This window comes from Bacillus sp. es.034 (assembly GCF_002563655.1).
Classification (GTDB): Bacteria; Bacillota; Bacilli; order Bacillales; family Bacillaceae_B; genus Rossellomorea.
Genome location: NZ_PDIY01000001.1, coordinates 2,724,271 through 2,740,958, shown reverse-complemented (window position 1 = coordinate 2,740,958; position 16,688 = coordinate 2,724,271). Strand labels below are relative to the sequence as shown.

At 43.5% G+C, this 16,688-nt stretch carries 19 protein-coding genes; 4 read left to right on the top strand and 15 right to left on the bottom strand.

Annotated features, from left to right (window positions below):
• Positions 1-173: 173 nt before the first annotated feature.
• The 4 genes from ATG71_RS14000 to ATG71_RS13985 are packed head-to-tail and all read right to left on the bottom strand — an operon-like array spanning position 174 to position 4,101.
• Positions 174-1,439 carry a peptidase gene (locus tag ATG71_RS14000; RefSeq protein WP_098440107.1) on the bottom strand — a complete coding sequence of 422 codons (1,266 nt, stop codon included), beginning with the start codon at positions 1,437-1,439 and terminating at the stop codon, positions 174-176.
• A gap of 14 nt (positions 1,440-1,453) precedes the next feature.
• On the bottom strand, positions 1,454-2,116 hold the full coding sequence (locus ATG71_RS13995; RefSeq protein ID WP_098440106.1) for a 3-oxoacid CoA-transferase subunit B: 663 nt from the start codon (positions 2,114-2,116) through the stop codon (positions 1,454-1,456).
• Complete coding sequence (locus tag ATG71_RS13990; RefSeq protein ID WP_098440105.1) at positions 2,095-2,793, bottom strand: 3-oxoacid CoA-transferase subunit A; 699 nt, start codon at positions 2,791-2,793, stop codon at positions 2,095-2,097. Before ATG71_RS13990 ends, ATG71_RS13995 begins: the two co-directional genes overlap by 22 nt.
• Positions 2,794-4,101: an aspartate aminotransferase family protein gene (locus ATG71_RS13985; protein ID WP_098440104.1), complete on the bottom strand. Its 1,308-nt coding sequence runs from the start codon at positions 4,099-4,101 to the stop codon at positions 2,794-2,796. It lies immediately after the preceding gene.
• A 375-nt stretch (positions 4,102-4,476) separates the two neighbouring features.
• On the opposite strand from ATG71_RS13985, the gene ATG71_RS13980 reads away from it, so the two are divergent.
• Complete coding sequence (locus ATG71_RS13980; RefSeq protein ID WP_483295341.1) at positions 4,477-6,219, top strand: methyl-accepting chemotaxis protein; 1,743 nt, start codon at positions 4,477-4,479, stop codon at positions 6,217-6,219.
• A gap of 67 nt (positions 6,220-6,286) precedes the next feature.
• On the opposite strand, the gene ATG71_RS13975 is transcribed toward ATG71_RS13980, so the two are convergent.
• The 5 genes from ATG71_RS13975 to rsgA form a co-directional block, all read right to left on the bottom strand.
• On the bottom strand, positions 6,287-6,436 hold the full coding sequence (locus tag ATG71_RS13975) for a YjcZ family sporulation protein (RefSeq protein WP_098440102.1): 150 nt from the start codon (positions 6,434-6,436) through the stop codon (positions 6,287-6,289).
• A 244-nt stretch (positions 6,437-6,680) separates the two neighbouring features.
• Positions 6,681-7,181, bottom strand: coding sequence for a PTS sugar transporter subunit IIA (locus ATG71_RS13970; protein WP_098441832.1), 501 nt, complete (start codon positions 7,179-7,181; stop codon positions 6,681-6,683).
• Positions 7,182-7,290: 109 nt separating this feature from the next.
• Positions 7,291-7,713, bottom strand: a complete 423-nt coding sequence (msrB, locus tag ATG71_RS13965) for a peptide-methionine (R)-S-oxide reductase MsrB (RefSeq protein WP_179886539.1) — start codon at positions 7,711-7,713, stop codon at positions 7,291-7,293.
• Positions 7,706-8,251 (bottom strand): peptide-methionine (S)-S-oxide reductase MsrA, encoded by a 546-nt coding sequence (gene msrA / locus ATG71_RS13960; RefSeq protein WP_098440101.1) that lies wholly within the window; start codon positions 8,249-8,251, stop codon positions 7,706-7,708. The genes msrB and msrA overlap by 8 nt, the downstream gene beginning before the upstream one ends.
• A 152-nt stretch (positions 8,252-8,403) precedes the next feature.
• Complete coding sequence (rsgA, locus tag ATG71_RS13955; protein WP_286163006.1) at positions 8,404-9,429, bottom strand: ribosome small subunit-dependent GTPase A; 1,026 nt, start codon at positions 9,427-9,429, stop codon at positions 8,404-8,406.
• A gap of 327 nt (positions 9,430-9,756) precedes the next feature.
• On the opposite strand from rsgA, the gene ATG71_RS13950 reads away from it, so the two are divergent.
• The gene (locus ATG71_RS13950; protein ID WP_061811463.1) at positions 9,757-10,497 is read left to right on the top strand and encodes a DUF4397 domain-containing protein; all 741 of its coding nucleotides are present in this window, start codon (positions 9,757-9,759) and stop codon (positions 10,495-10,497) included.
• 48 nt (positions 10,498-10,545) lie between these two features.
• Here ATG71_RS13950 and ATG71_RS13945 read toward each other — a convergent pair whose 3' ends face one another.
• The 3 genes from ATG71_RS13945 to ATG71_RS13935 form a co-directional block, all read right to left on the bottom strand.
• Complete coding sequence (locus ATG71_RS13945; protein ID WP_098440100.1) at positions 10,546-11,133, bottom strand: YpmS family protein; 588 nt, start codon at positions 11,131-11,133, stop codon at positions 10,546-10,548.
• Positions 11,130-11,960, bottom strand: a complete 831-nt coding sequence (locus tag ATG71_RS13940) for an SGNH/GDSL hydrolase family protein (RefSeq protein ID WP_098440099.1) — start codon at positions 11,958-11,960, stop codon at positions 11,130-11,132. The genes ATG71_RS13945 and ATG71_RS13940 overlap by 4 nt, the downstream gene beginning before the upstream one ends.
• A 78-nt stretch (positions 11,961-12,038) precedes the next feature.
• Complete coding sequence (locus tag ATG71_RS13935; protein ID WP_286163005.1) at positions 12,039-13,028, bottom strand: nucleoside hydrolase; 990 nt, start codon at positions 13,026-13,028, stop codon at positions 12,039-12,041.
• Positions 13,029-13,244: 216 nt separating this feature from the next.
• Here ATG71_RS13935 and ATG71_RS13930 point away from each other — a divergent pair, with 216 nt between their 5' ends.
• On the top strand, positions 13,245-13,730 hold the full coding sequence (locus ATG71_RS13930) for a PCYCGC motif-containing (lipo)protein (protein WP_098440097.1): 486 nt from the start codon (positions 13,245-13,247) through the stop codon (positions 13,728-13,730).
• 76 nt (positions 13,731-13,806) lie between these two features.
• Here the strand turns inward: ATG71_RS13930 and ATG71_RS13925 are convergent, their stop codons facing one another.
• The 3 genes from ATG71_RS13925 to ATG71_RS13915 form a co-directional block, all read right to left on the bottom strand.
• A complete protein-coding gene (locus tag ATG71_RS13925; protein ID WP_098440096.1) occupies positions 13,807-14,649 on the bottom strand; it encodes a DegV family protein in 843 nt (280 codons plus the stop codon).
• Between the two features lie 198 nt (positions 14,650-14,847).
• Positions 14,848-15,099, bottom strand: coding sequence for a DUF2535 family protein (locus tag ATG71_RS13920; RefSeq protein WP_098440095.1), 252 nt, complete (start codon positions 15,097-15,099; stop codon positions 14,848-14,850).
• A 105-nt stretch (positions 15,100-15,204) separates the two neighbouring features.
• Positions 15,205-15,855, bottom strand: coding sequence for an SOS response-associated peptidase (locus ATG71_RS13915; protein ID WP_098440094.1), 651 nt, complete (start codon positions 15,853-15,855; stop codon positions 15,205-15,207).
• A 182-nt stretch (positions 15,856-16,037) separates the two neighbouring features.
• On the opposite strand from ATG71_RS13915, the gene trhA reads away from it, so the two are divergent.
• Entirely contained in the window at positions 16,038-16,676 is a 639-nt protein-coding gene (gene trhA, locus ATG71_RS13910; RefSeq protein ID WP_034758579.1) for a PAQR family membrane homeostasis protein TrhA, read from the top strand.
• Positions 16,677-16,688 lie beyond the last annotated feature (12 nt).

Sequence of the window (16,688 nt, the reverse complement as noted above, 5' to 3'; positions counted from 1 at the left end):
AAACCACCATAAAAAGGGAACAACCTCAATCAAGTGAGTTGTTCCTGTCTAAGGGTGAAGAAAGGGGATATGCGACTTCGTTCTTTTGTTCAGGAACTTACGGGTCATGACCAATCCTCTCTCAGGCGGATGAGTATAGCATCTTATTACCTTCTACCCCATTCGGATCAAAATCATGAGGGTTTATTACACCAATCGATCATAAAGCGAGAAAAAATTTCAGCCGATTGGTAAACCCTCTCTAACTCAATGTATTCATTTGCATCATGGGCCACTTCAGTTGTGCCCGGTCCAAAAATCACCACAGGCATATTGCCGCCTTGAGACAAAATCCCTCCATCCGTTCCCCAGGGTGAGGCTTCAATGATCGGATCAGACGACATTACCTGTTTAGCATGCATCGACAGGGTGTTTACTAATTCATGGTCACTTGGTAGATTGCCCGGCTGCCAGCGCCCGCCAAACCATTCCACCTCGACAGGGTGTTCCTCGAACCATGGATCGATTGATTTCAGCTTGGAAATTCCGATTGAAAATTCCTGTTCGACTTCATGGAGTGTCTCCCAGGGTCCGACTCCTATTCTGCCTTCAATGATAGCCGTATCCGGAACCGAAGACGGCCATTTCCCACTTTCGATTCTTCCGATATTAACCGGTAAGGGGATGGGAATATTACGATATAATGGATCATCCACCCTCTCGTTACGTGCATTCTCCAATTGCTGAAGAACGTGAATGACCTTATATGCTTTCTCTATTGCATTTACCCCTTCATACCTCGTTCCCCCATGTGCAGATTTCCCTTTTACATTAAGGCGAAACCACATGGACCCTTGCTGTTTAGGGAAGATCTTCATATTGGTCGGCTCAGGGATGATGACAGCATCCGCCTTATAGCCTCTAATCAATGTGGCTAAGGTACCCGTTCCCCCGCTTTCCTCTTCTATGACACTCTGAAAGATCACATCTCCCTTTAAAGGAATATTCAACTCCTGTATCACTTCGATGGCGAGTAGCAAAGCAACCGAACCGCCTTTCATATCCGTTGCTCCCCGCCCGTAAAGCTTCCCGTCCTTGATGAGTCCGCTATAGGGATCATGACTCCAATCTCTTCGATCCCCTTCCGGTACAACATCGATATGTCCATTTAAAAGAAGGCTCTTTCCTCCTCCTGTACCTTTTAAAACCCCTACCACATTGGGATTACCTTTAAAATTTGTCCGGTCACACTTGTAAAAGGGATGATGCTTGATATCAGTCTCTTTAATTTCCCAAATGTCCAGCTCCAAACCAAGCTTTCTGCACTTCTCTATGATGATCGCCTGCGCCTTTGATTCGTTTCCCCGGACACTATCTTCCTGGACCAGTCTTTGCAGAAGCTTGATCGTTCGTTTCTTTTTTTCTTCTATTTTCTCTTTTATGAGGCGATGAGTATCCATTTGTATTCCTCCCCCTACCCTATAAACTTGATATCAGGGCTTAAGATGTAACGGGCTTCTGTCGTCTCCTCTATATCCTTCAATGTGTACGGATTGAATATCTCAAGCAGGATTAATTGATCATCTTCAAGTGAGAATACAGCACGGTCAGTGATGATCATCGAAACACAGCGCCTGGCCGTTAATGGAAGGGTGCATTCCCTTACGATCTTGCTGCCGCCATTTTTATCTAAGTGGGTCATGAGTACAATGACTTTCTTTGCTTTAGAGGCGAGTTCCGTTGCCCCTCCCATCCCCGGGACCTTTTTGCCCGGTATGATCCAATTGGCAAGATCCCCCTTTTCACTGACCTGCAGGGATCCAAGTATCGTCAGATCGATCTTGCCCCGGCGGATCATGGCGAAAGCGATGGAGCTGTCTGTATAACATCCCCCCTCCACCAACGAAACCGGGAACCCCCCGGCATTGCACAGGTTTTCATCTTCATGACCTTCCACGGGTGCAGGACCGATGCCGATGATTCCATTTTCAGATTGAAATATGACCGGAAATCCTTGAGGAAGGTAATTTGGGACGAGGGAGGGAATCCCGATCCCGAGATTCACAATCATATTTTCTTTCACCTCAAGCGCTGCACGTTTTGCCATCTTTTCCTTCAATTCGTTTCCCAGGCCCATTTCCAATCGACTCCTTTAGACAAGACGATATGATCCACAAACACTCCTGAAGTGACGATTTCCTCGGGATCCAGCTCTCCGTAAGCAACCACTTCCTCCGTCTCGACAATCGTCAAATCCGAGGCCTTGGCGATCAGGGGATTCGTGTTCCTTGCGCTCTTGTCATAGACAAGGTTCCCGAATGTATCGGCTTTCTTCGCATAGACAATCCCCACTTCAGCAACCAGTGCCGTCTCGAATACAAAACGTTCACCCTCTACTTCAACGAATGTCTTTCCCTTATTCAAATAGGGGTCATCCACCCCGATGTCGCTGATGATCCCTTTTAATCCCACTCCGCCTGCCCTGATTCTTTCAGCTAAGATACCTTGTGGGGAGAATTCAACTTCAAGCTTCCCTTCACTCATCAATCTTCCTGCAATCGGATTAGATCCTATGTGTGAAGCAATCACCTTCCTCACGCGATTCTTTGCAACCAATTGACCGATGCCGATGTGGGGGAACCCCGTGTCGTTTCCGATGATGGTAAGATCCTTCACACCCCACTCCAGAAGATGCTTTATTATGCCAGGCGGGGAGCCAACCCCTCCAAAACCTCCAAACATCAACGTCATTTCATCATGAAAAAAGTGGCGGATTCCTTCATAGTCGCTCAACTTATTGTGATGTGCGGACATCTACGTCACCTTCCAATTCTCTGCTGCCATTTGAAAAGTCCTTCTCAACCTTTTAACCATCTCCTCAAGCTCTCTTTTCGTACTGTTCAATGGCGGTGCCACCATGATGGCAGAGCCCTTCCTGCCGTCAATTCCGGCTGAAGCAGGGTATAACAATATCCCGTTATCCACTCCATTCTGCACGATGAAAGACGTAAACCCCGCACCCCGCTCATCAAATTCAATCCCCCACATGAGGCCCCGTCCCCTGATGTCCTGAATAAAGGGAAATTCAGTCCTACATTTTTCCAGGAGATTCTTTAAATAGGTCCCTTTCTGATCGACTCCTTCAATGATCTTTTCTGAATCTATCAGCTTAAGGACGGCCAATGCCGCAGTTGCAGACATGGGGTTCCCACTAAAGGTATGGCCACTCATGATCACTTTACTTCCCTGTACGATCGGTTCCATGATCTTTTCTGAAATGAGGGTGGCAGCAATCGGGGCATATCCGGCACTGAGGCCTTTACCTACAGCGACAATATCTGCCATGACTCCCCATTGTTCCAGAGCTAAAAAGGTTCCCGTCCTCCCGCATCCGGTCATTACTTCGTCAGAAATGAATAATATGTCATGTGCTTCACAGATTTCCTTAATCCGCTCATAATAACCCTTCGGAGGGGTGATGGCCCCCCCTGCCGCTCCGATGATCGGTTCTGCCATAAAAGCCGCTATATTCTCAGCGCCTATCCTCGTTATCATGGTATCCAGTTGGGACGCACATGCCAACCCGCATGAAGGGTAGGTCTTGCCAAATGGACAGTGTGCACAATAAGGGGGTTCGATGGTTGGCCAGTCCCCTAAAAACGAATCAAACCGTTCCCTTCTTGATGGATGCCCTGAAGCAGATAAGGCCCCAAAGGTGATGCCGTGATAACTGAGCCACCGTGATAATATTTTCCTCTTCAGCGGCTTCCCTTTCTCCTGCCAATGTTGAATGGCGATCTTGATGGCTGTTTCCACTGCCTCTGATCCACTATTTACAAAGAAGGTCCAGGGATAACCTGTTTTATCATTCAAAAAGGAGGCTAACTCCTCTGCCGGCTGATTACTGAACTGAGATCGATACACAAACGCCACTTTGTTTCCTTGATTCACGATTGATTGAAGGATTTCTTCCATACCATGTCCCAAATTTGCCGTCACCGCTCCAGAACAGGCATCTACATATTCGTGGCCATCGGTGTCATACAAGAAAACACCCTTTCCATAATCGATCGTTGGATATTGCTCCCCAATCAACGGTTTTATTAAATGCGAATGAGGCATTGTTCCCCCTCCTGAAAGAATCAGATTCGTACTCTCTTTCGATTCGCTCATCTGGATGCTCATCAAGATTTCCCATACATTAATCATATGTGTGAAAAGCCGAATCTTTCATTTTTTATTAAAAAATCATCTTATCTTTGGATTTTCCCGAAAATCAGGCAGACCCAAAGAGAGTTTCCTTTTTTCTATGATTGAAATATACTAAAATTCTCAAAAATTCGACAAAATTTCTGCGAATTGACTAGATATATTAGGTCGATATGTATAAAATAATGGTAAGTTCATCCTTTGATGCTACTTTTTTCTTATCTTCAGGAGGGGGAAACGGTGAAAAAAACGAGAGAAAAATGGCTGAAATCGCCAAAAAGAAAGAAAATGAAAAAAGAAAGACCGAAAAACAGATTTGGTATATTCTCATACTTTCGTACTATAAGAGGGAAAGTCGTCCTGTCATTCGGCCTTTTGACCATTGTCCTGTTGGTCCTCGCGTCTACTTCTTATATCAATATGATGAAGCTCCAGAAAGAGATCGACACGTTGATCACATATGATATGAAAGTCGATACCCAATTAAAGGATCTTTCAAAAGTATTAAACGATATCGAAATCGGGGAGCAAGGCTTCGTGATTACAGGGGCAACAGGTTTTCTTGCACCCTATCAAAATGGAAAAAAAGATGTCGAAAGCCAAATCAAAGATTTAAATTCACTTTTGAAAGATGACCCGGAACAGCTTGAGAAGATGGGAAAAATCGAAGCACAGTACGGATTCTGGATGCAATTTGTCGATCGGGTGATCGAGACCAGGAAAGATAAAGGTCTAGAAAAGGCTGCGAACCTTGTCGAAACCGGAGTCGGTAAAAAATATCTGGATGGGATCCGCTCATATGTAGATATGATCGTCGTCGACCAGCAAAAAGATCTGGATGCACGGATCGACTCCCTGACCCGACAAGTCCAACTGTCGCAAGTCGTCACCATCGGCTTATCGGCATTCGCCGTTCTTTTAGCGGTATTCTTTGGAATCATTTTATCTCATACGATTAAAACCAATACAAAGAAAATCAGTACATCCATTTTGGAGATTGCCAATGCAGGTGGAGACTTAACGAAACGGATCCATGTGAAATCAAAAGATGAGCTGGCTGACCTTGCGTCGGATACGAATCAGCTTATCGCCGGGATCGCATTGCTTGTAAAACAAGTTTCGGAGATGGCAGAAAACGTATCTGCAAGCAGCCAGGAGCTTCTCGCATCTGCAGAGGAAACTTCGCGCACAATTACATCCATTGCGGAAACATCGAGTGAAATTGCTGCAGGAAGCGACCAGACGACACATCGCATGTCCTCTTCATTAGAGAAAATGAACAGCCTGGAGGAAGCCGCCCGATTCTTATTCAACCAGGCAGAACTTGTCAGACAAACCGCTCGTGATATGAGAGTCGTTGCTGAAAAAGGCGGAAAGACCGTCCATGCCTCTTCAACTAAAATGATGAGCATTGAAGAAACCATGTCCAATACGAGTGAGACCGTTGAAGCCCTCGGACAACGTTCAACACAGATCACCACTATTATCGGCACCATCACTGACATTGCCGAACAAACCAACCTACTCGCTCTGAATGCTGCCATCGAAGCAGCCAGGGCAGGGGAACACGGCAGGGGATTTGCAGTTGTAGCAGATGAAGTCAGAAAGCTTGCTGAACAATCCCGACAGGCTGCCAAGGGCGTAACGGAGATCGTCCACAGCATTCAGGAAGAAGTCAATATCATCATCAAGCAAAACTCCGACGGGGTGAAGGAAGTCATTGCAGGAGTAGAAATCACCAATGAGACCAATGCATCCCTTGAAGATATCCTGAGTCAAACGACGAAAACAACGGTAGTCGTGGATGAAATGGTCGACCATATTCAGGAAACACTGAATCTCAGTCAAGAGGTGGCCACTTCATTTGCTCATGTCAATGAAATTGCCGAATCTACCGCATCTAACACCGAGACCACTGCCGCTGCATCAGAGGAAGGATCTGCTGCCATGGAACAAGTCACGGCAAGTGCATCAGAACTTTCCCAGCAAGCTGAAAAACTGAAAGAGTTAATTTCGAGCTTTAAAATATAATCCAAAAAGAGCTGTCAAGTCGACAGCTCTTTTTTTCATCATTATTTTCAACTATCCCTTAAACGAATTAATGTCCGCAGTAACAAACGGCTCCAATAATAATCAACAGGATGAATAACACAACGATCAACGCAAAACCATTACCGCCACATCCACCGGCAGCCGGATATGCATATCCGCCCTGATAACATGGATCACAACCATATCCATAGTTCATACCTATCACTCCTCAAATAATTATTTATTTACCTTATACTCTATGTCATTCACCCAGAATGTGTTTGTGCATTCGCCCATTTTATTTCTTGGACTTCTTTACGCATATTTTATGAGGAGCATTCATTGCATCATTTTTTTATATTTGCGTCATTTACAAAAATCACAATACGTTATTCCAAATGCACTAAAAGCTTATCCCATTAAAAAAAGACCGGCACCTTCGCCGGTCTTTTCACTTGCAATTATTTCGAAGAGATTTCCAATACCTCTTCCTGTCCTGCCGTCACACTAGTCACGTCTTTTTTCACAAGATCTCCCATGTCATCACCGTTTGTGATGATGATGGGTGTGATGGTGCTTTTCGCTTTTTCTTTTACAAGTTCCAGATCATAGGTGATCAGTGGATCTCCGATACTCACTTTTGACCCTTCTGAGATATGCGCCTCAAACCCTTCACCGTTCATGGAAACCGTTTCAAGTCCAATATGGATCAGGATTTCAGCGCCGTTTTTTGCTTTGATTCCAACTGCGTGTTTTGTCGGGAAAAGCTGCATGACTTCGCCGTCTACAGGTGAAACGACTTTTCCTATCGTCGGATCGATGGCGATTCCGTCCCCCATCATCTTTTGTGAAAATACAGGGTCCGGTACTTCTTCAAGTGACTTCACGGTACCTGTCAAAGGTGCTACAGCATTAATCGTTTTAGGTGCTTCTTCTTTTTTGCCAAAAAGCTTTTTAAGCATCATCATTCACCTTCCTCTTCATATTTTTATATACACATATGTATCTCAAAGTAAACATGAAAAGTCAATTTTAGCACATATGTGAATGTTTTCACAACGAATCACTATGTTAGAATAATTTCTTGTAGATTCCGTAGCCTTCCTCTTCCAATTTCTCGACTGGAACAAAACGGAGTGCGGCCGAATTGATACAATACCGGAGTTTTGTCGGACCCGGTCCATCATTGAACACGTGACCCAGATGAGAATCGGCTTCCTTGCTTCTGACTTCCGTCCGAACCATAAAGTGACTTCTATCCTCTTTTTCTAAAACCTCTTCTTCTTCGATCGGTTTGGTGAAGCTTGGCCATCCGCAGCCGGCATCATATTTGTCCTTCGAGCTGAAAAGGGGTTTACCCGAGACGACATCGACATAGATGCCATCTTCGAACGTATTCCAATACTCATTTCTAAACGGCGGCTCCGTCCCATTGTTCTGGGTGACATCATATTGCTCGGGTGTCAGCTTTTTCTTTAAATCATCTTTACTCATTCTTATCCCCCCAATGATTTTCAATAAAGGCAACTCTCCCGGATCCCCTGCTGTATCGTTGATAATGACCCGGGTTCTTTTTGTAATAATCCTGATGGTATTCTTCTGCAGGATAAAATTCCTTGGCAGGCAAAATCTCGGTGGCGATGGGTTTGGAAAAGATCCCTGACTGTCCGAGCCTTTCCTTTGATTCCTCTGCAAGCCTTCTCTGATCTTCATCATGGTAAAAAATGACCGTTTTATACGATTGGCCCCTATCAAAAAACTGACCCCCGGGATCCGTCGGGTCGATTTGCTGCCAGTACAGTTCCAATAACTTCTCGTAAGGAAAAACAGAGGGGTCATATTCGATTTGAACGGCCTCATAATGACCTGTCGTTTCTGAACATACTTCTTTATAAGATGGGTTTGGAACGTGTCCCCCTGTGTATCCGGATTTTACACTGCCGATTCCGGGCTGTTCATCAAATGGTTTTACCATGCACCAGAAACATCCTCCGGCAAACGTGGCTTTTTGATACTTTTCAGTCTCTGACATGCTCGTCATCCTTTCCATAACATTCTCTTACACTATTCCCTTTGTATGCGATTTTAACGCATTCCTGTTAATAAGGGAAAGCAATTAGCTTGAATCGAGCCTCCCCATGACATAAAAAAGAGTGCCCACCAAAGGGTCACTCTTTTCGTTCTTTATTTAAGTTTTCTCTGCTTCCCGATACTTTTCCACTTCTTACGTTCCAAAGATTCTAACCGCTTATTTCCCCGTCTTTCCATATAAGCAATTTCCCTTTGCAGCTTCTGATAGTGTTCGAGCCTCTCCTCTGAAAGGCTTCCTTCTTCAATGGCCATGCGAATCCCGCAGCCTGGTTCATCTTCATGTTGGCAGTCATTGAATCGGCAGTGAAGGGCTAATTCCTCAATGTCGTTATATTGAGTGGACAATCCTTCCTGCCCCTGCCATAGTTGGATTTCCCTCATCCCCGGTGTATCAATGATCGCAGCACCATTGTCTAACAGGAACAGTTCCCGATGAGTCGTTGTATGGCGGCCCTTATCATCGGATTCCCTTATTTCCATTGTCTTCTGTACGTCATATCCTACAAGCAGATTGGTTAGTGTGGATTTCCCCACCCCTGAAGAACCGACGAGGGCGACGGTCTGCCCTTTAGCCAAATAAGGCAACAGGCTCTCGATCCCTTCCCGACTGACGGCGCTTATGGTAAGTACTTTAACACCAAGCAAAGTATTCTCCACTTCTCTCTTCTTTTCTTCTATATCGGAACATGTATCCGATTTTGTCAGGACGATGACAGGATTTGCACCGCTTTCCCAGCATAGAAGTAAATAGCGCTCCATCCGCTTGCTATTGAGATCATCATTTAATGAAGATAGGATGAAGACTGTATTGATATTTGCTGCGATGATCTGTTCTTCTGCTTCATTTCCTGCTTTTTTCCTCGAGAATTTACTAGTCCGTGGCAGTACCTTTTCAATGACCGCCCCTTCCTTGCTTAGAAGTACCCAGTCACCTACGGCGGGTAGATCTTCGCGCTGAACGGTTTCAAACCTGAGTTTGCCTGAAATCTTACTTAACACTTCCCCTGTCCTTGTCATGACCATAAAGGCACCCCTTTGTTCGGTCACAACCCTTCCCAATATAAAGCCTTCTTCTGTCAGGTGATTCATCATTTCAAAAACTGTTTCTTTACTATTCAACTTGTTTCCTCCCAAAATAAAAAATCCGTTGCGTGGTTCGACACGTCAACGGATTTTTCACGAAAGAAGAAATGAAAAAAATCAAAGTATCCCGTTTAAAGTGAGTTGACGTGCAGAACCGATATTATACATATTTACATTAGCATTTTGTTCAATTAATGATCGGTTCATATGACATCACCCACTTTCTCAATTAGTAATTTTATTATCCAATATTTTCATCCGGATTGCAAGCTATATTTCTGATTTTTATAAAAATAGGTGTTTTCACCATTTTTTCTCCCCGGCATATTCTATTGTGTTAATACTGTTAAGGGAGAGATACGGATGAGCCAACATGATTATTTGACGAAAGCTGCGATGTATGACTTGTTATCCGGTTATTATAAATATTCCGATCCGTCCATGCACGTTCATTACTATCAGAAGCATCTTAAATATATGAGACTTGCCATGCAGGCGCAGCGAGCTGATATGACAACCTCCACTCAGCCTTCGTACGTCCGTGTGTTACATGCCGTCCCCGATGCACCGAATGTGGATGTATATGTGAACGGAAATCGTGTATTACGGGATGTAGCCTTCAAGGATGTGAGCGATTATTTAACATTACCGGCCGGAAAGTATCATATTGATGTATATCCTGCAGGTACTAGTGTGACAACAGTCATTAGTAAAAAAGTGAAAATCGATCCAGGAAAGATTTACACTCTGGCTGCTGTCGGAACACTAAATAAGATGCAATTACTTCCTTATCTGGATGATCCAACAGTGCCAAGCGGAGAAACAAAGGTAAAATTCATTCATCTTTCCCCTGATGCCCCTGCGGTTGATATTGCTGTGAAAGGCGGGGATGTCATATTCCCGGATATATCCTTTAAACAAGCCACCGATTACCTTGGGCTGACGCCAATGACCGTCAATCTCGAGGCAAGGGTCGCCGGAAGCAAAAACAGTGTACTGAGCGTTCCGAATGTGAAGCTGAGCCCGAATCAGGCTTACACGATCGTTGCCGTTGGATTAGCCAATGGAACACCGGAACTGGAAGCTCTACTGTTGAAAGGCTAAAGATTTATCATACAAAAAAGGTGACTCCAGCAGGAAGCCACCTTTTTCTTATTGTGCACGGTCGACAGGGACGAGTAGTCTGAATGAAATATTATCTTCTTTCAAATCAAATTCGTTTGCCCGTACTTTCACATCACTCTTCAGTTTCATGTCTTGCAGTGAGACGTAAATCAATTCATCATTGGGTTGAATCTTTACCCAGTCCGGAAAATTATATGAATCTCTGATCACTTTCAATACATAGTTGACCGGAAGATTCAGTGAACCTACTGAAATGGATTTTTGTTTTAACAGAATATCCCCATTATCCAACGCCTTCGGTTCAAAGCTCAATTTAAAGTCCAGATCTGAAGTAAAGACAGGGACGGATCCCAGTAGCTCAACGTCATCCTTGAGCTGAACATCGTAATCCACCGGCCCTTTCATCCCTTCTTCTTCAATATAATGTTCAATGATAAGATTTAAATCTTTCTTGTTGGTCTCTACATTAAATCCAACTTGTTGATTTGTATTTTTGTTGTTGTCAGGCAGTGCATCATCCTTTACAGGCATAAAGATCATGGACACAATGATGACGAATCCCAGTATGATCATACCTAAAAGGACAAAGAACCCCACCTTCCATTTGTTCTTCATGACGGCTGCTCCTCTTCCTCAACAGAATCTTTTCTATCTGTCAATGTAGCTAATGTTTCCCCTTTTGCAAGATCCGTAAACATCCGGTCTGCGATCAGTTTATACCCTTCATCATTCGGATGAAAGTAGTCTTCATACAACAAAGTATCCCCTGCATCAATAAATAAGTCCTCGATTTTCACGAATAACGTCTTATCATAACCCGTCAGTACCTGTATGCTCGCTTCATTCCAATTATGAATCACCTGATTGACTTCATCAATATCCGAAAACCAAGTATTAAAAGGATTATACAGACCGACCAGGACAATGCCTGCATCGGGGTTATAAGTTCTGATCGTTTCAAAGATCTCTTGTAACCGGAGTTGATATTGTCGTTTCTCCTCCTGGAATACCTCTAACTTCAAGTGTGATAAATTTTCACGAAAAATTTTCATAACATCGTTTCCACCGATAGTGATCATCACTAAATCAGATTCTTTAATGGAAGATTTCACATCTTCCTTCTTCAGTCTTTTCAGTAATTGATCGGTACGGTTTCCCCTTACTCCGTAGTTATGAAACTGGGCATCCTTAACACCATCCAATGTTTCAAGACTTTTTTCCAAATAAGGAACATACCCACCCTTTTTCGTACTGTCACCGACACCTTGAGTCAATGAATCTCCTATTGAAACCACCTTCAGGTTTTTCGGTATAAATGTTTCATTGGGACTTTCTTTATCCCACTTCGATACTTCCCTTGTAATATGATCAGCAGCATCTTCCAACGAACACCCTGCCAGGAAAAAAACAAAAGCGAGCATGAGAATGGACATTTTTTTCATATTTGTCACCTCGCTTACTCTTTTCATTATTATATCACGGTTCTTTACCTGTAAAACATTAATACACTCATCCACCGGTCATCGCCAACCCTGACGGCTCGGTCCTGATTGCAAAGTAGAAAAAACTTCCTTTATAAATTGACCGTAATGGAATTGTTTTGCAATTTTATGGACCCGCCATGGTTCTTTATCCGTTGACTTCCTGAAATCCCCGACGCTCTGACCAAATGTACAGCCCGTATTGACGGCCACCCGTATCGGGACATCCTCGAATATCATCTTCCCTCCATCGGCAAGGGCCCACATGGCCACTAGATCATGAAGGGGACTTCCAGTAATATCCGGATAGGTCTTCTTATAAAACCCGTAATAATAATCAACCATTGGTTTTATGATCTGGCCAACCTTATCATTTGATTTCAGATAAAATTCGTGAAGTTGATCGATCATGAGGGGAGTTATGAGTGCATACATTGTAACATCCAATGGAATGAGGTGAATTTTCTTCGGAGCAAGCTGAATCAGGATATTCGCCGCATAAGGATCTCCATAGAAATTGGCTTCTGCGGTCGGGGTGACATTTCCGGGAACATTGAAAGCCCCACCCATCACATAAAATTCTTTCACCTTCTTCATCGTTTCAGGGTACAAAATGAAAGCGGTTGCCAATGAGGTCAATCGACCGGCAGAGTAAATATAGAGTTCTCCTGCGTATTGATTGATGAGTTCCTTGATTTCATAGAAGTTTTCACTTATATCAGATGGGTCGAATTCAATTTCATCCGGAACGATCGGCCCTAGTCCGGCGACGCCATGAACCTCTGGATAGAACTTCGGCCTGGTACCCGTCAAGGCAGAGACCGCACCACCGATAACCGGGATATCGGTTATCCCCGTAATGGTTTGCAGGTATTTTACATTTTTTAGTGCAGATTTTCTGGAAACATTCCCATAGTCAGAAACAATTCCAACGACTTCAATCGTGTCGCTATAGTAAGCATACAGTACTGCGACGATATCATCGATTCCGAAATCTGAAATCACCAAGACTTTTTTTTTATCAGACAAGCACATACACTTCCCTTCATTAAACATCCTCTAATAAAGAGGAAATGCTGTCGTTCCCAATTCTATTTGAGCCTTTCTTGCCTATTATATTTCTATGATATGTTGGATGTAGTTATGAGGTGGCAAGAATATTCATAAAATCAACCATAACCGGGACGAACCCGTTATGGTCAGCGTGGTACAATACCTATATATCTAAAATGAAAGGTGATTGGTATGAAGAAAAATGTCTTTTTGTATTTCACATGTTTGATTGGTTTATTAGGATTACTTGCCGGTTGTTCAAGTGATCAGAATGAAGACACTCATAAGGACCATACAGCGGCTAACGGGGACATCAGGGAAGAAACCGCTTCTGTCGACACCCTTCCCTCATTTCTTGACGATAAGGATGACAATATGAAACTCATCTATTCCTCGGCAGCTAAGAATCCTGATCTTCTAAAATACATTCCCTGTTATTGCGGATGCGGGGATTCAGCCGGGCACGAAAGCAACCTGAATTGCTTTGTCTATAAAACAGAGGGGGACAAAGTGGTGTGGGACGACCACGGTACCAGATGTGAGCTTTGCTTGAAAATCGCAGCTGAATCCATCGTTAAATATAAGAATGGCGAATCCATCAAGCAAATCAGAACATTCATAGATGAACAGTATAAAGAAGGATACGCAAAGCCCACCCCTACTCCGATGCCTTCATGATAAGCAGCAGGTTACCTGCTGTCTTTTTCATCCAGAAAAAAAGACGAAGGGGAATCGACCCTTTCGTCTTTTTTCATTAGTCTGTGTAATACATGAAACCAATGGCCCCGATACCTGTATGTGTACTGATGATAGGGGTTGTCGGAGCGATTTCGATTTGATCGTATCCCGTTTTTTCTATAATCTTGGCTTTCAGGTTTTGAGCGAGATTCATTCCATCGGCATGGACGAGTCCAACTCCCCGTATGGTCTTTCCTTTCACGTCTTCTACGAATTGTGCAGTTAAATACTTCACTACCTGTGAGTGACTGCGAACCTTTGCAACCGGAGTATACTCTGCTCCTTCCAGTGATGCAATCGGTTTGATATTGAGCAGGGAACCGATCATAGCGCGCCCTTTCCCGATTCTTCCACCCTTTACAAGGTTTTCAAGGGTATCCACCACGACAAACAACTTGGTGTTGGAACGGATCTCTTCGATGGCTGCAAGGATTTCATCCATAGACCTGCCTTCTTGAGCTAGTTTGGCGGCTTCAATCACCTGGAACGCCAACCCTTTTGAAATGAAACGTGAATCTACTACCGTCACATCTGCTGAAGACATCTCCGCAGCAGACTCTGCCGATCGAACGGTCCCACTCATATTGCCGGTCATATGTATGGATAAAATGCGTGATCCATCGTTACCTAATTCATCATACAGCTCAACAAATGACCCTGCAGGCGGTTGAGAGCTTTTTGGTAATTCTTTCGAAGCTTTCATTTTTTCTAAGAAGCTTAAAGGTGAAAGATCTACTCTATCTAAGTATGTTTCTCCATCAATTGAAATGGACAGAGGAACCACATGAATATCCAATTCTTTTACGACTTCATCAGATAAATCAACTGTCGAATCTGTTACAATCTTAATTTTGGTCATTTTGCCACATCCTATCTCCCATATCATTAGTATTATATCGTTAATCGCTGAGGATTTAAATAGATAGTAAGCATTTAACTCATTGGGCATGGATCGATGTATAAATGCCCGGATTTGCCCCTGACAGAATGGAAGTCATATAAAAAGGTCTGATCCAAGGGCAATCACTATGCCTTTAGGATCAGAACCCAGTAAAACTTATGCATTATTCTTTAACTCTTCTGATTGATAAATTTCTTCGTACTCTGACCATTTCGTCGTTCTCTTTAAATGTTCTCTAAAGCTGAAGATGGTCTTAGGCCCATTATGATTCATCACTTTAGTGATAAATTGATGCAGCCTGAGATTTACCCTTAGGTAGAGAGGGCTGTCTTTCTTCAATACAGGAACTTCTGAGATTTTGACCTTCCGTCCATACTTTGATTTGAACTCGATGGTTTTGGTAAGCAAAGTATCAATCCTCTTTTTCACCCGTTTATGCCTATATTATACCCTATTTACGCCCGCATAAAATGTCAAACCGTGCAAATGCATAAAATTTTTTTATCCTTCTGATCATACCGGAGCAATGCATTCCGATGTGTCATGATTAGGAGAGTTCACGTAGGTGGACACACGGTAACCCTTCATCATTTCACGTGGAAGTGGCTTTAATACGGATGCAGCCTGATCAAAGGAGTATTCATCAGTGTTGAGCCATTTCTCAATATCTTCACTGCTTGTGAGCATCACAGGCATTCTTTCATGTACATCTTCAACCAGAGAATTGGCTTCGGTTGTCAATATGGTCGATGTGGTGACCTCCCCATTCCTGTCCCATAACCCGGCAAATACAAATGGGGTTTCTTCTTTCAATTGGAACCTTACTGGAATCCTCCCTGATCCCTCCTTCTTCCATTCATAAAAACCATCGGCAAAGATCACCATCCTTCTTGAATGCACAAGGGATTTAAAACTGGGTTTGACAAGGAGCGTTTCACTTCGGCCATTGATCAATGGTTTCCACTTAGAGGGGTCAGCCCAATGGGGAACAAGCCCCCATGTGATTTCCCCTGCCCTCCTCTTCCCCTTATGGGAAATAAGGGAAAGGACGTTCTGAGATGGAGCGATATTGTATCTCGGCTGCCAGTCTTCAAGAAATTCATCAATCAAATAGTGTTTTACCAATTCTTCCAAGGGGGTCGTCAAAGAAAATCTACCGCACATATTTGGCACCTCATCTTTGTTTCTTTACTTAGGAATATACATCATTCCGCACTCGAATCCAACCATAATACTTTACTCCTTTACTATGTTGATGATTGCACAATAGCCTAAAGAGGATTATCATGAATATATGATACTCGTTAAGCGATCCATTTGACGATCGTAGAAAGGATGAAACCACCTTGACCTATGATTTCGATTTTTCCAATTGGAAAGAAGAAGTTGCGAACGCCATCACCCATGGGATTGGATTGATTCTCAGCATTCCTGCATTAGTGATGTTAATCATTTTTGCCGTCCACGAAGGATCTGCCTGGCATATTGTCAGCTTCTCGATATTCGGGGCTTCCATGATTCTTCTTTACTTATTTTCAACACTCTTGCACAGCTTTAAGCCTTCAAAGGTGAAAAATTTGTTTGCGATATTGGATCATTCGGCCATTTATGTGCTGATCGCAGGAACGTATACGCCATTTATGCTTGTCAGTGTGAGAGGCGCATTAGGATGGACTTTATTTGGAATAGTATGGGGTCTTGCCATAGTGGGGATCGTGTTCAAGTGTTATTTTGTTCAACGCTACCAAGTGGTATCCACTCTATTCTATCTTGTGATGGGCTGGCTCGTGATCATTGCGATCAAACCATTATATGCCAGTTTGACAGGGGCAGGATTCGGACTTCTCTTAACAGGAGGGATCATGTACTCCGTCGGTGCCATCTTCTACGTGTGGAACAAGCTTCCTTACAATCACGCCATCTGGCACCTGTTCGTCCTTGCCGGCAGCGGTTTTATGTATTTTTGTATTTTGTTCTATGTGTAAGATTCGACCAAT

Excerpts from the sequence above, each read along its gene's own strand:
- ATG71_RS14000 (WP_098440107.1), bottom strand. The coding sequence starts at position 1,439 with ATGGATACTCATCGCCTCATAAAAGAGAAAATAGAAGAAAAAAAGAAA.
- ATG71_RS13995 (WP_098440106.1), bottom strand. The coding sequence starts at position 2,116 with ATGGGCCTGGGAAACGAATTGAAGGAAAAGATGGCAAAACGTGCAGCG.
- ATG71_RS13990 (WP_098440105.1), bottom strand. The coding sequence starts at position 2,793 with ATGTCCGCACATCACAATAAGTTGAGCGACTATGAAGGAATCCGCCAC.
- ATG71_RS13985 (WP_098440104.1), bottom strand. The coding sequence starts at position 4,101 with ATGCCTCATTCGCATTTAATAAAACCGTTGATTGGGGAGCAATATCCA.
- ATG71_RS13980 (WP_483295341.1), top strand. The coding sequence starts at position 4,477 with ATGAAAAAAGAAAGACCGAAAAACAGATTTGGTATATTCTCATACTTT.
- ATG71_RS13975 (WP_098440102.1), bottom strand. The coding sequence starts at position 6,436 with ATGAACTATGGATATGGTTGTGATCCATGTTATCAGGGCGGATATGCA.
- ATG71_RS13970 (WP_098441832.1), bottom strand. The coding sequence starts at position 7,181 with ATGCTTAAAAAGCTTTTTGGCAAAAAAGAAGAAGCACCTAAAACGATT.
- msrB (WP_179886539.1), bottom strand. The coding sequence starts at position 7,713 with ATGAGTAAAGATGATTTAAAGAAAAAGCTGACACCCGAGCAATATGAT.
- msrA (WP_098440101.1), bottom strand. The coding sequence starts at position 8,251 with ATGTCAGAGACTGAAAAGTATCAAAAAGCCACGTTTGCCGGAGGATGT.
- ATG71_RS13950 (WP_061811463.1), top strand. The coding sequence starts at position 9,757 with ATGAGCCAACATGATTATTTGACGAAAGCTGCGATGTATGACTTGTTA.
- ATG71_RS13945 (WP_098440100.1), bottom strand. The coding sequence starts at position 11,133 with ATGAAGAACAAATGGAAGGTGGGGTTCTTTGTCCTTTTAGGTATGATC.
- ATG71_RS13940 (WP_098440099.1), bottom strand. The coding sequence starts at position 11,960 with ATGAAAAAAATGTCCATTCTCATGCTCGCTTTTGTTTTTTTCCTGGCA.
- ATG71_RS13930 (WP_098440097.1), top strand. The coding sequence starts at position 13,245 with ATGAAGAAAAATGTCTTTTTGTATTTCACATGTTTGATTGGTTTATTA.
- ATG71_RS13925 (WP_098440096.1), bottom strand. The coding sequence starts at position 14,649 with ATGACCAAAATTAAGATTGTAACAGATTCGACAGTTGATTTATCTGAT.
- ATG71_RS13915 (WP_098440094.1), bottom strand. The coding sequence starts at position 15,855 with ATGTGCGGTAGATTTTCTTTGACGACCCCCTTGGAAGAATTGGTAAAA.